The organism is Runella sp. MFBS21, from assembly GCF_029433105.1.
Taxonomy (GTDB): Bacteria; Bacteroidota; Bacteroidia; order Cytophagales; family Spirosomataceae; genus Runella.
Genome location: NZ_JARNTW010000002.1, coordinates 90,479 through 104,396 on the forward strand (window position 1 = coordinate 90,479; position 13,918 = coordinate 104,396).

The 13,918-nt window shown below is 44.0% G+C and carries 10 protein-coding genes; 3 read left to right on the forward strand and 7 right to left on the reverse strand.

The features are described from left to right. Window positions 1–133 precede the first annotated feature (133 nt). Both P1X15_RS04650 and P1X15_RS32560 read left to right on the forward strand, forming a co-directional pair. Window positions 134–817, forward strand: a complete 684-nt coding sequence (locus tag P1X15_RS04650; RefSeq protein ID WP_277336979.1) for a TrkA family potassium uptake protein — start codon at window positions 134–136, stop codon at window positions 815–817. A gap of 33 nt (window positions 818–850) precedes the next feature. Further along, window positions 851–2,878 carry a serine hydrolase gene (locus tag P1X15_RS32560; protein ID WP_409049671.1) on the forward strand — a complete coding sequence of 676 codons (2,028 nt, stop codon included), beginning with the start codon at window positions 851–853 and terminating at the stop codon, window positions 2,876–2,878. 75 nt (window positions 2,879–2,953) lie between these two features. Here the strand turns inward: P1X15_RS32560 and P1X15_RS04660 are convergent, their stop codons facing one another. The 5 genes from P1X15_RS04660 to P1X15_RS04680 all read right to left on the reverse strand — a co-directional run bounded on the left by P1X15_RS04660 (window position 2,954) and on the right by P1X15_RS04680 (window position 11,692). Next, complete coding sequence (locus tag P1X15_RS04660) at window positions 2,954–4,021, reverse strand: Ldh family oxidoreductase (protein ID WP_277336980.1); 1,068 nt, start codon at window positions 4,019–4,021, stop codon at window positions 2,954–2,956. 83 nt (window positions 4,022–4,104) lie between these two features. Further along, window positions 4,105–5,502 carry a pyridoxal-dependent decarboxylase gene (locus tag P1X15_RS04665; RefSeq protein ID WP_277336981.1) on the reverse strand — a complete coding sequence of 466 codons (1,398 nt, stop codon included), beginning with the start codon at window positions 5,500–5,502 and terminating at the stop codon, window positions 4,105–4,107. A 403-nt stretch (window positions 5,503–5,905) separates the two neighbouring features. Then, window positions 5,906–7,438 carry a RagB/SusD family nutrient uptake outer membrane protein gene (locus P1X15_RS04670; RefSeq protein ID WP_277336982.1) on the reverse strand — a complete coding sequence of 511 codons (1,533 nt, stop codon included), beginning with the start codon at window positions 7,436–7,438 and terminating at the stop codon, window positions 5,906–5,908. 29 nt (window positions 7,439–7,467) lie between these two features. Beyond that, window positions 7,468–10,776: a TonB-dependent receptor gene (locus P1X15_RS04675; RefSeq protein WP_277336983.1), complete on the reverse strand. Its 3,309-nt coding sequence runs from the start codon at window positions 10,774–10,776 to the stop codon at window positions 7,468–7,470. A gap of 52 nt (window positions 10,777–10,828) precedes the next feature. After that, entirely contained in the window at window positions 10,829–11,692 is an 864-nt protein-coding gene (locus P1X15_RS04680) for a hypothetical protein (RefSeq protein ID WP_277336984.1), read from the reverse strand. Window positions 11,693–11,867: 175 nt separating this feature from the next. Here P1X15_RS04680 and P1X15_RS04685 point away from each other — a divergent pair, with 175 nt between their 5' ends. Beyond that, window positions 11,868–13,124, forward strand: a complete 1,257-nt coding sequence (locus tag P1X15_RS04685; RefSeq protein ID WP_277336985.1) for an aminotransferase class V-fold PLP-dependent enzyme — start codon at window positions 11,868–11,870, stop codon at window positions 13,122–13,124. Between the two features lie 180 nt (window positions 13,125–13,304). Here P1X15_RS04685 and P1X15_RS04695 read toward each other — a convergent pair whose 3' ends face one another. Further along, window positions 13,305–13,685 (reverse strand): PIN domain-containing protein, encoded by a 381-nt coding sequence (locus P1X15_RS04695; protein ID WP_277336986.1) that lies wholly within the window; start codon window positions 13,683–13,685, stop codon window positions 13,305–13,307. Then, window positions 13,682–13,885, reverse strand: coding sequence for a type II toxin-antitoxin system VapB family antitoxin (locus P1X15_RS04700; protein ID WP_028666416.1), 204 nt, complete (start codon window positions 13,883–13,885; stop codon window positions 13,682–13,684). The genes P1X15_RS04695 and P1X15_RS04700 overlap by 4 nt, the downstream gene beginning before the upstream one ends. Window positions 13,886–13,918 lie beyond the last annotated feature (33 nt).

Sequence of the window (13,918 nt, forward strand, 5' to 3'; positions counted from 1 at the left end):
TGAAAATGTGTTGATTGAGTGTGAATTGACTGTAATGGTTTGATTTTAACTGAATAATGTGCTGGTAAATACGGGGTTGAATCTAGTTTTTAAATTGTCGAATTACCTGATTATTTAATTAAAAAAGCTTTTTATGAAATTTTTTGTGGTAGGACTCGGCAATTTTGGTGCCACCCTTAGCATCAATCTTACTTCACTTGGGCATGAGGTCATTGGGGCTGATATAAGTCTCAACAAAGTGGAATCACTCAAAAATCGTATTACTCATACGGTGTGTATGGATTGTACGGATGCCAACAACCTACACAGCTTGCCGCTCAAAGAAATGGACGTAGTGATAGTCGCCATTGGAGAAGATTTTGCGGCTTCGGTTTTGATTACGGCATTGCTCAAACAACAAAACGTAAAAAAGCTGATTGGGAGGGCTTTTAATGAAGTGCATCGAACGGTGATTGAGGCTTTGGGAGTAGATGAGTTGCTTTTTCCCGAACAAGAAGCCGCCGAGCGCGTAGCCAAACGTTTGACTTTGCCTTTTGTGGAAAATTCTTACGAAATATGCGAGCAGTCGGCAATGATGGAGTTGAGTATTCCTCCTAAGTTTTATTATCAAAGACTTGACGAAACAGGCCTAACCGACATCAAAGGCTTGAAAGTAGTAGGCTATCTCAATATTCAGTCTGAAAAAAGTATATGGGGATATACCCGCAACGTCAAAAAATTGGATGTAGAAGTAGCACCTTCCAGAGAATTGAAGCCTGGGGATAGATTGTTGATTATTGGAAATGTAAAAGAAATCAAAAAAATCATTGATAAATAAATACTTCGCTTCATCTTCAAACGACTAACCTGTATGCGTAGACTTCTATTCTCATTGTGTATGGTGGGAGTATCTGCTTTGGGAGGTGCTCAAAATAAAGCTGCTTCCTATTTTCCATTAGCCCATGATTGGGCGTCCCAAACGCCCGCTGCATTGGGACTCAATCCCGCCAAAATTCAAGAAGCGATTGCTTTTGCACAAGCCGCCGAATCCAAAAACCCTCGAAATCTTGAATACTCTCATTATCAGAGTTTTGGAAAAGAACCTTATGGGTATGCTATTGGGCCTTTTGCTGATCGAGGCGATCAAACAGGCGTGATTATTTATAAAGGATACATTGTGGCGCAATGGGGCGAGCCTTCGCGTTGTGATATTACCAATAGTGTCACCAAGAGCTTTTTGTCAAGTGTAGTAGGGGTGGCCGTAGACAAAGGTCTGATTAGGAGCGTTAAAGATACTGTAGCGTCTTATGTACCCCCAATTGAGGTGTATGGGCAGCCTGTAATGCGACCTGCCGAAGAATGGGGCAAACCCGAACTGCTCCGACTGTTTGATACCCCGCACAATCGCCGTATTACATGGGATGATATGCTGCGTCAAACGTCTGATTGGGAAGGAACTCTCTGGGGAAAGCCCGATTGGGCCGACCGTCCCGATAAGGATGCCTCTACGTGGCTTACTCGTCCGCGCAATACTCCTGGTACAGTATATGAATACAATGACGTACGAGTCAATGCTTTGGCTTTGGCCGCTACGGGTGTATGGCGTAAGCCTTTACCGCAAGTATTGAAAGAGTATATCATGGAGCCTATTGGCGCTTCTAATACGTGGCGTTGGACAGGCTATCGCAATGCGTGGATTGTACTCGACGGGCAGCCTGTTCAATCGGTCAGTGGAGGTGGGCATTGGGGAGGTGGTATGTTTATCAATGCGTTTGACATGGCTCGTTTTGGATTGTTGACGTTGCACCGAGGCAATTGGAACGGAAAACAACTCTTGTCGGAACAATGGGTAAAACAAGCCACTACGCCTACAGCGGCCCAACCTACTTATGGCTACATGAATTGGTTTCTGAATACCGACCGTAAACCTCTACCGAGCGCGCCTGCCAATGTATACTACCATGTAGGAAATGGAACCAATATTGTATATGTAGACCCAGAGCATGAGCTGGTAATGGTGTTGCGGTGGATTGAAAATAATGCCCTTGATGGCATTGTTAAAAGGGTATTAGAGGCCTTTACCCCATCCGTACCCGATACTGAGATTTATCTCACTGACTTAAAAATAGCAGGCGATAAAGCAACCCTCGGCAAACCTCTTAATATTACAAAACGGCCCGGATATGATAATCAACCTTCTTTTACGACTGATGGCAAAAAAATACTCTATACACAGCAGTCCAATGGGCAAACGGATATTTGGGCGTATGACCTGTCAAAAAAAACAAATACTGCACTAACCAAAACCCAAGAAAGTGAGTATTCGGCAACGGTGACGCCTGATAAGAAACATGTTTCTACGATAAGAGTAGAAGCCGACCAAACACAGCGACTTTGGAAGTTTGATTTGGCGACGGGAGGCAATCCTGAGCTAGTATTGAAAAACATCAAACCCGTGGGCTATCATTGTTGGTATGGTACCGATTCATTGGTTTTGTTTGTTTTAGGAAACCCCAATACCCTTCAAGTAGCACGAGTATCCACAGGACAAGGACAGGTGATTACGACCAATGTAGGTCGCTCATTACTAAAGATTCCTTCTCAAGAGGCAGTGAGTTTTGTGCATAAAGTTTCGGCTAATGAGTGGCAAGTGGAGGCATTGGATATGAAAACTTTACAACCTAAAAAGCTCATATCCACCCCTGCAGGTAGTGAAGATTGCGCATGGTCAAGTGACGGTACGCTATGGATGGCGCAGGGGGCAAAACTCTACAAATGGAATCCTAAGTATAATACTGAGTGGCAGGAAGTAGCTAATTGGAGTAGCCAAGGAATCAAGCAAATCACGCGGTTGGCAATCAATCCCCAAAACAATAAATTGGCTTTTGTGGGGCAGTAAGTCTAACGAAAAGTGGCGTTCAGAGGTATAACGCAGGCGGCGTTCTAAACGCCGCCTGCGTTAATAACTGGAATTTTAAAGTGTTACCGCAAACCTTTTCCCCAATTCCTCTAAAGATTGTACAACGGGGGGCAATAAGTCTAGACCATTTTGGGTGCGTTCGGCTTCCATTTCACGCTCGGGATCGCCAGGAATGAGTACTTTTTTGCCTTCTACGGCTTGCGCGTTCCTAAAGCGTCTAATCCAAGTATCCATGTGTGCCTTAAACTCATCGGCTGGGCGAAAGCCATCTACACGCATGGCTCCAAAAAAATGACCCGTACCTTTGCCGACGCCTTCGGCAGCCGCCATAAAACCCGCCGTGGCAAAAGGTGGTACCCACGGCCCATAATTGGCTCCTGACAATACGCCCGAAAATATATCAACGATGGCACCTAAGCCATATCCTTTGTGGCTACCATGCTCGCGGTCAGAGCCTAAAGGAAGCAAGGCTCCACCATTTTTGATGGGGTTGGCGTCGGTCGTAATTTCGCCAGTGGCATCTTGAGCCCAGCCTAGCGGAGCGGGGAGGTTTTTGCGCTGTAAAATTTCAAATTTTCCATAAGCGGCGGCTGTACTGGCAAAGTCAGCCACAAAAGCGGGTTCCTCATTGGCCGGTACAGCTACAGCGATGGGATTGGTACCAAGCATTTTTTCTAACGAAAAAGTAGGCGCTACGAGTGGGGCGGCGTTGGTCATTGCCATCCCTATCATATCGTGTTCGAGCGCCAACATAGCATGGTAGCCCGCAATTCCAAAATGATTAGAGTTTTGTACTGAAATCCAGCCCGAACCTACATTCTTGGCTTTTTCGATGACTATCTCCATGGTTTTGGGGCCTACCACCAAGCCTACGCCCGCATCCCCATCTACCACGGCAGTGCTAGGGGTTTGATGTACAATCCGAACATTAGGTTTGGGGTTGAGACGACCGTGGTCAAACAAACGTACATAGCCGGCCAAACGCGCAATGCCATGAGAATCAACGCCGCGTAAATCAGCAGAGATAAGTACTTTGGCAGCTAAAATAGCATCAACTTCCGAAAAACCGATGCTTTGAAATATATGTTGGGTAAAAGTTTTGAGTTGCGTAACACTAAACATGGACTTTTAATCTTAAAAATTGGAAAAATATAAACGTCGCAAAGGTCGTAATATTTAGGAAAAATGTGCCTAAATCAAAGCTTTTAAGACAAGTGCTGCAAGACATCGGTCATTTCATCAATCGCAATTTGTACGTCGTCGGCAGTAGTGCGCCAATTGACGAAAGCCGCCCTAATGCCTCTTTTACCTTGATAAATGGTAGGCGTCATAAAGACTTTAGCCCGTTTGTTGAGTTCTGACAAAAAAAGAGGAACTTTCTCTTGATTTTCGTCTCCTTCAAGCGTAAAACAAACGTTGTTGAGGCGCGTAGGCGCCAACAATTCAAACCCTTTGCTTGTTGTGATAAATGCATCTAAAAGTTGAGCCATTTTCACACTATTTTCCACAATCCATTGATACCCTTTCTTGCCATAGGCTTTCAATGAAAACCAAGTAGGTAAGGCTCGCAGTCTTCTTGAGTTTTCGGGTAAAAAATTGAGGAAGCTAAAATTATCAAGGGGATTGCCAAGATAAGGAGCATTTGAATTTTGAAAGGTCTGAATTTGTAATTTAATGTGTTGTTTTTGAATCAAGAAGAAAGCACTTTCATAAGGTACATTCATCCATTTATGACAATCGATAGTGATACTATCGGCTTCTTCCCAACCATCTACTAAATGCTTATAATGGGGTGAGCAAGCCGCAAAACCTCCAAAAGCCGCATCAATGTGCCACCAAAAAGAATACTGCTTTTTGAGAGTAGAAATAGCTCTAAAGTCATCATAATCAACCGTATTGACGGTGCCTGCGCTAGAAATCAAAATAAAAGGCTTGCCTTCCAACGCTTCTATTTGGGTCTGTAAATCTTCCATATCAATCGCTTCTCGGTTATCACTCAGGGTCTTGAGGTGAACAAAATTCTGACTCCCTATGCCCAACATGGATAGTGATTTGACCGCTGATGAATGAGGGGTAGCTGTCAGAATCGGAATAGCCTGACGAATGCCTTCTCGTGCAATATCATAGCCTTGCTGTAATCCCGCCCATTGGCGAGCTACGGCCAAGCACGTAAAATTGGACATTGTAGCACCCGTCACAAATCCCCCACCAAAAGAAGAAGGTAGTCCAAAAAGATTGAGGAGCAATTCAATCGTCTCTAATTCAATCAGTGCTGATACATCGCCTTGTCCCTGAGTGCCTTGGGGGTTTTGGTCATAAAGCCCCGCCAACCAATCTCCTGCCACCGAGGCAGGCGTAGCGCCACCCGTCACAAATCCCCATGACCTAGGCCCCGACGCAGCCACAAGCAAGGTGTCAAATCTCTGTTTAAATTCTTCCAAAGTGGCTATAGCTCCTAGTCCTTCGGCATTGAGGGGTGGAGAGGTAAGCTGTGGAGCGGCGACAGAAGTGGGGCGCTGAGCTAGGTTTTCTAAAAAATCAACACTTTGTTGTACTACTTTTTCGAGAATGCTTTCAAATGCGATTAAATCTTTTTGCAACATGGCTAACAAAATTTGTTGAAGTTGCAAAGAAAATGGGAAATAGCACAAGACAACTAAATGCTTGAAAATTAATCAGATTTGATAATATTGTGGCAACAGCTCAAGTACAAGTGGAGCGTTTTTTAGGAGTAACCCAATAATACAACAGTGAAATCAATGTCCAAGAGGCAATTACCCCAAGGGTCATTCCTCCAATGACGGTCAGGGCTAGGGGCCGTTGGAGTTCGGCGTTCGAAATCGTTGTTCATAGAACATAATGGTCTCCACAACTAAGTCAATAGGGGCTAATCTGTTTTTCTAAGAGTAACATTGAAAACAGGAATTGGCTTTGTAAGTTTTGAGTTAGCTCCTATTTTCAATGCTACCCTTGAATGATAAACAAAAAATTTTCTGTTAGCCTTATTTAATACCCCTCGTTTTGATACATTTTTTGAGGGTCGAGTTTATATTCATCAAAGGGAATAGGATAGTAGTAGTCTTTCAGACCAAAATTAGAGACTTTGGCCGCACCATAATCAGCTTGGATTTTCGTACTCATGTAAGTGACCAATTCGGTAGGACTAAAGAAACGTAGTAAATCAAACCAACGGTGGTTTTCGAATGCTAGCTCAATGCGGCGTTCGTGCAAAATAGCTAATTTGAGCGTCGGGAATTTTGAGCTATAGGCGGTGTTGAGGCGTGAGGCTTCATAGAGAGGCATTTGGGCTCTTTCTCTCACTTGGTTCAAAAACCCAATCGCGGCGGTTTCGTCTCCTAAGTACATATTTACTTCGGCAAGCATCAAAATTACATCGGCATAACGTATCAAAATCCAGTCGTTGCCACCGTAGCCGTTGGCAGTAGCTGCCGCGCTTGCGTCGCGGTATTTGGTAATGAAATAATCTTTTACGTTGGAGGCATTAGCGTATTTGATCGAAAAATCTTTGCGCAAGTCTCCTTCTTCGTATTCTTTCACCAAATCAAGTTTTACATTACCACCCACGCCTGTGTTCACGCGTAGTGAGTTGATGGTTTCGCCTTGCGCTTGGTTATTAGCCGCAATGCGTGACGAATAGTTGATGTCGCCTTGGCGATACACAATCTGGAAGATAATCTCGGGATTGGTAGATTTTTTGGCAACATCAAACACATCTTGGTAAGGAATCTCTTTCAGCGTACCAAAAGTTTTTTTGTCGTAAGCACTCATGAGGTAAGTCTTGGCTTGGGTCAAATTGGCGGTGCGATTGGCACTAGCAAGGGTCGTGGCCATAGTAAGGTACACTTGCCCCAAAAGAGACAAACCTGCCACTTTAGACACTCGTCCTTTGTTGGCTACTGACTGATGATTGGGTAGTGGGCTATTGACTACCTCAGTGAGGTCGGCTACGATTTGAGCATATACCTCTTCTTTCTTTTGGCGGGCGGTATTGGCTTTTACTTCGTCGCTTGAGCTAAGGGTCTTGGTGATAAGGGGTACATCGCCCCATTTTCTTACCAAATGAAAATAAATCAATGCCCTAATAAACTTAGCTTCGGCTTGGTATTGGGATTTGATGGAAGGATTACTAAAATTCACTTTTTCGATTCCCTCAAGCACTAAGTTGGCCCTCGAAATGATTTGATACAAAGCTAGCCAGTGGGTTTTGAGGTAAGTGTTGCTGGGCAACAACGAAAAATCGTTGAATTGAAATGGCTCTCCGGCGTTAGATTGGTTGTCGTTGCGGCCAGCATTGTCAGAACGTTCTTCGGAAAACAGGGCACTGCTTTCGGCAATTCCGTTGTTGTTGCGGAGTGATTGGTAAACGCCGTTGAGAGCCAACAAAGCGTCGTTTTCGGTTTTAAAATAGTCAGAAGTAGCGACTGAGTTGGGGTCGGTTTCGACCAAAAATTGATCATTGCAAGCACTAACGCTTATCAGTAGCGATAGGCTTAAAAGACAGATACGTATATTTTTCATTGGTTATGATTCGATTGAAATCCAGTGTTTTAGAAAGTAAGTTTTAGTCCTACATTGTAGGCACGAGCCAAAGGATACATACCATAATCGACGCCAGGTGTGAGGTTGGCACCGCCGTTGTAATCTACTTCAGGGTTATAGCCTTTGTACTTGGTGACGGTAAAGGCATTGTTGATATTGGCAAACACCCGCAAGCCCGCTACTTTCCATTTGGTCATCCAAAGCGTGGGAAGATTGTAGCCTAAGCCAATATTGGTACAGCGCAAAAACGAACCATTTTGTAAATAAAAAGTTGATAAGCGGGTGCTGTTGCTTTGGGTACCTCCACGAGATGCGCGATACACGAGGCCATTGCCTGGCTCAGCTTCCGAACGATAGCGGTTGATGACATCTACGTATTGATTGCCAGATGCTTCCATGTTGTATACATAATAATCCTGACCGTCCAATACTTGGTTGCCATAGACACCATTGAAAGCTGCATTGAAATCAAAATCTTTGTAACTAGCATTGAGCGAAAACCCGTACGTAAATTTGGGATAAGGTGAGCCGATTGCTTGTTTGTCAGCATCATTGACTACGCCATCGCCGTTTACATCTTCAAAAATCAAATCACCTGGACGAAGTGGATTGCTCGAAGCCGTAGAGCGGGCAGGGCCTTTGAGTAGGTATCCTGCGGGAAAAGATTGCTTAGAGGCATTGTAGTTGGCATTGTCGATAGCGATGTTTTCCATGTCTTTTTCGCGCACCATCCCAATCACCTTGAATCCATAAAACATGCCAATGGGTTGACCTTCTTGGGTAATGTGAGTTAGGTAAGAGCGCTCGGCACCGTTGGTGATGATGGTATTGGCACCACCCATGTTGAGTACTTTGTTGCGGTTGAGTGAAATATTGCCGCTCAAGTTTAATTTAAAATCTTTGTGCGAAATAACCCGCCCGTCGAGCTGTAATTCAAGTCCTTTGTTTTGAACTTTAGAATCACGTAAGTTGGTAAGAATGGTAGAAGTCCCCGAAATCGCCGATACAGGCTGATTGAAAAGCAGGTTGAAAGAATTACTCAAATAAGCGTTGAATATTACCGAAAGACGGTTTTGGAACAATCCCAAATCAAGACCCACATTGTACTGCGAGGTAGATTCCCATCCTAAACGTTGGTCTTTGATAGAATTTGCCCACATTGCGGTAGCGATATTGCCATTTCCAAAAACTGTTCCGCCTGGATTTGACATGGTTTGGAGATAGTTGTAATTCCCGATGTTATAATTTCCGGTAAGTCCCCAGCTTGCTCTTAGTTTTAGGGTAGAAGTTTCACCCAATAAATCGCCGTAGAAGGCTTCATCGGAGATATTCCAGCCAGCAGATACCGATGGGAAAGCTCCCCAGCGATTGAGGGGGCCAAAGCGCGAAGAACCATCACGACGGAAAGCCGCAGTGATGAAATAACGTCCTGCATAGCGATATTCGGCGCGGGCAAGATAAGACAGGAGTGTCTCTTCTACTTTGCCGGTATTGCTATTCATAAAAAAGTTGGCAGGGTCGGCACCTTTGGCGGTGATTTCTTGAATCAAATCATTTTGGAAGCCTTGCGCCGATACGCTGATAAGGTCGCTGTTGTATTTTTGGGCGGTGTATCCTACCAACAAATTGATGCCATGTTGGCCAAACTGCTTGGTATAGTTGGCTGTAAATTCACCGAGTAGATTCGTAGTAGACAAAGTTTGAGCAGTAGCACGTGCAGCGGCATAAGATTGGGTAGAATAAGGAGGGTTATTGCCATTACTCAAACTTGTGGGTAGATAATACTCGTATTTTTCGTTGTAAGTCTGCAAACCTACGTTGGCTTTGGCCGATAAGCCAGGCAGGAGTTCGTAGGTCATATTTCCGTTGTAAGTGGCCCGCAATCCCCGTCGATTGATATTGGTTTCCATGGCCAATGCTACGGGGTTTTCGATGGTTTGATAGCCATAGAGTGGAGATTGGGCTGCCACGGCATTTTTAATCAAATTTCCGTTGTCGTCGTATGCTCTGAAAGTAGGAGGATAAATCAATGCACCCAAAATAACTCCTTGATTGAAACGACCTTCTTGTACTTCGCGACCATTGGTAGAAGTCACAAAAACACTCGCTCCTACTTTGAGCTTGTCGGTGAGGTCGCCGTCCACATTGGCGCGGAAATTGAGCCGTTCTTGTTTGGTGCTAACGATGATTCCTTGTTGATTTTGATAGCCTAAGCTCACCAAGTACCGTCCCCCTTTGTTCCCTCCCGAAAAAGTCAGGTTGTGGCGTGCCACAGGAGCATTGCGATAAAGTTCATTTTGCCAATCGGTGTTGTATTTGGGTGCAATCATCTTCTGGCTTGCAAAGTCGTACAAATCCGTAGGAATGCTTACCGCACTGGCATTTCCTACTTTCGAAACTCGCGTAGCATTATCATCAGAGTACATGTCGTTTGTCCAAGGTTTTCCTGAGTTTTCGACTAAGTCGCGGTAGGTGCCGTTGCGGGCGTCGATGAGTAGCTGAGTGAATTGTTCGGCATTGAGTAGTTTTACTTTTTTCTCCAATTGACTCACTCCATATTGAAATTCATACTCAGTTTTGCCTTTTCCGTCTTTACCACGCTTGGTAGTGATAATCACCACCCCGCCAGAAGCTCGTGAGCCGTAGATAGCAGCCGAAGCAGCGTCTTTCAAAATGTCGATGCTTTCGATGTCGTTGGGATTGATAAATACGTCATTGCCTGCTGGGAAGCCATCGATGACATATAAGGGATCCGAACTAGCATTGATAGAGCCAATCCCCCTTACCCGAATTTTGGTACTTACATAAGGTGCACCGCTTACTTGGGCAATTTGGACACCGGCCAATTTCCCCACCAAAGCTTGTCCAAGGGTAGGAGCGGCAAGGTTGAGTTCACGGGCTTTGACGTTGGAGATAGCGCCCGTTACATCACTTTTGCGCAAAGTTTGATAACCTACTGCTACCACCTCATTGAGCATGTTGATGTCTTCCTTGAGTTTTATGACAAGGGTATTTTGATTGTTGATTGTGATTTCCTGTGGCACATATCCTACCGACGAAAATACCAAGATAGCTCCATCAGCGACTTCAATCGAAAACTTACCTTGTGCGTCAGAAACCGTTCCTTTGCGAGTTTGTTTTTCTACGATACTTACGCCTGGCAATGGTTGGTTGGCCTCATCGGTGACGATGCCCGAGAGCTTGACATTTTGGGGTGCTTTGCTAGCAACTGCTGGCGCTAGCGTGCTCAGCATAAGCCCCAGAAACAAAATGCAGTAGCGCATCCAATCTTTGATTGGTGTTGTGTAAATGTTCATTACTAATATGTTAGGTGTTTAAAAGAGGTGAGAAAATGATGATTTTGAAAAACTATGGTAGTGATACGAAATGCACATTTTGGCGGCGAGAAGAAGTAACCGCAATCCCTATATTGAGAGTATTGAGTAGGCAAAAACCTTCTAGTTCGTCGGCCTTATCGACATCAATGGTATTCACAACATGTTGTTGACCAGTTTCAATGGATTTTTGTAAATCCAAAAAAGTAAAGCGCCAACGTCGGCCTTCGATTTGATTTTGAATGAGTACTAAAATCCCTTTAGAAGGAATCCAATGCAAATTTTGAACCCAAGCCGAACAGCTAAATTTCTTGAACACCACGCCCGGCTCACTTGTCTTTTGAGCTTGGCTGAGACGGGTAGGATCGTAGAGGCGTACTTCGTTTTTTTGAGGGCCATAGTCGGAGGTGGCTACGTACCATTTGCCGTTGTATTGGACATACTCAGGACGTGTACCTTGTATACAGGCATCGTCTTCAATTACATGCAGCAGATTGTTATCTAATGTGCCTGTTTTTAACAAACCATTCCAATCTACGGCATAAATCATCGCTTTCCAGCGCGTGCCTTCGGGGTTGAGTCTGATGCTGTTGCCGATGAAAGTCGGGAGGCTACCGTTGTAAGCAATTCCAGTAGGGTGGTTGATAATATCCTGATTTTGTTGCGTAAACTTGATTTCTTTGCCTGTATAAACCAGTTGGTTGGCTTGCAAATCATACACTCTCATCATTCCTACTTCACGGTCACCGTACAAAAAAACTTTGCCTTGGTGGTAGCTTACACCTTGACAAGCACCAAGCGAATCAATCGTGGTAGTGCTTACAATATTTATATCCATGCTTGCCCATCCAAAAAATAAAGCAAGCATGGCACTAATAATGGTAATTAAGATTTTCACATCATGGGTGGTTGTAATACCGCACAAAGGTGAAAGTTTATTGTTATCTCTATTTTAAGACTAAGTTTCTAAATCATTAAATCATGAATAGTTCAAAAATTTCGAGTCGCAAATCAAAGTCCCCTTCAAAATAAAATGTTTCTTTGGTAATCGATTCATCAAGCTCTTAATCACTATGCTTCTCAACAAACGTCAATTCATGCAATCCTTAACAGGTTTGATTGGCCTGTCACAATCGAATATCGATGCTCTCCTAAGCAGTATTTACTCCCAAACACCCGAGCAAGTGGCTCAAGATGAGGCTTTTTGGGGAGAGTTACGTAAAGGATTTACGGTCACCAAAGATTTTATTCATCTCGAGAACGGCTATTATATCTTGGCTTCCAACGAAGTACTGGAAGCCTATATTCAACATATCCGCGACATCAACGCCATTTCGTCACGGTACATGCGTACGCGGCAGTTTGACGACAAACTAGCCGTCCGAAAACAACTTGCCGAGCTGGTAGGAGCTTCTTACGAAGAAGTGATTATCACGCGCAACACCACCGAATCGCTCGATACTATCATTTCGGGGATTGATTGGAAAGCGGGCGACGAAGTCGTAATGGCAATGCAAGATTATGGTGCAATGGTCGATATGTTTAAGCAGCAGGCGCGGCGTTATGGAATTGTAAACCGTATCATTTCCATTCCAAATCATCCTTCTTCTGATGAGGAGATTGTGGCTTTGTACGAAAACGCGATTACGCCCAAAACTCGTTTGTTGATGCTATGCCACATTATCAACGTGACGGGGCATATCCTGCCCGTGCGTAAAATCGCTGATATGGCTCACGCCAAAGGCGTAGAAGTGATGGTAGATGGCGCTCACGCAGTGGGGCATTTTGATTTCAAACTTCCTGATTTACATTGCGATTACTATGGAAGTAGTCTTCATAAGTGGCTTGGATGTCCGTTAGGGGCGGGCATGTTGTATGTCAAAAAAGACAAAATAAAGCAGATTTGGCCCCTTTTGGGCGAAACAGGCTACCCTGACGATGATATTCGAAAACTCAATCATACAGGTACTCACCCTGTTCATACGGATTTGGCCTTGGCCGATGCGATAAAATTTCACCAAAAAATCGGGATTGCTCGTAAAGAAGCACGACTGAGATATTTGCAGACGTATTGGACATCGCAGGTGCGCAATCATCCGGGGATTGTCGTCAATACTCCCTCCGATCCCGCCCGCCACGGCGCTATTGGAAATGTAGGTGTAGAGAAGCTGAAACCGGCTGAATTGGCCAAGACTCTCATGGAGCGTTACAAAATCTGGACCGTCGCTATCGACTACGCCAATGTGCACGGTGTAAGGGTAACTCCTCATTTGTTTACGACTACTCAGGACTTGGATGCCTTGGTGAAGGCGCTGAAAGACTTGGCGTAGAAATGCTTTATAAGCTAGTTTGGGGCACAATTTTTATTAAAAGCGGAGGGAACTTCTTTTCTGTTCGCGATATTGATTAGTGGTTAGCCCTACTTTTTGCTTGAAAAATCGCGTGAAGTGTTGGGAGTATTTGAAACCCAGTTCATAACTGAAGTTGTATTGTCAACCCTTCACCTCCTTTTAAAATTCAGTTAATTTTAATGTTGTTTGCTGTGCTATCAATCGAAAATGCTTATCCAAACTCCATAGCTCCAGATTCTGGTCGAGGCAATGCTGCGCTATCATAAGATCTGGCAAACCTACTTTATTAATTCCATTTGTAAGATTCAAAACCTGTAGAGTTCTAATTCCTTCCCAAAAAATAGTGTAAGGCACGCAAGGTAGGGCATTTAAATTTTGGATGAGCTCTCTCTGACGTCTATGTTGTAAGGCAGGGATAAGTTCAGAAAGTATGATTTCGTTGGTACAAATCAAATCCAAAGTGATTAATTTTTCTAATGACTCAGCGTTTTCTCCCTTGCGAAAATACCCTACCCACACGGATGTATCTACTAGAATCATAGTTTGGAAGCTCTATCACGTAAGCTATTCAAATCAATATCTAAATCAACTTTTCCCTTAAAATTGAGCAGTTTTAATCGTTTTTCTCTTTCGATTAACTCGTGTAGTGCTTTTTTAATCGCGTCAATTTTTGATTTTGAACCTGTGATTCTCATAGCTTCTTCAATCAAATCTTCAGGAAGGTCAATGGTTGTTTTCATTGTAGTATATGTTTTTATACATACAAATATATA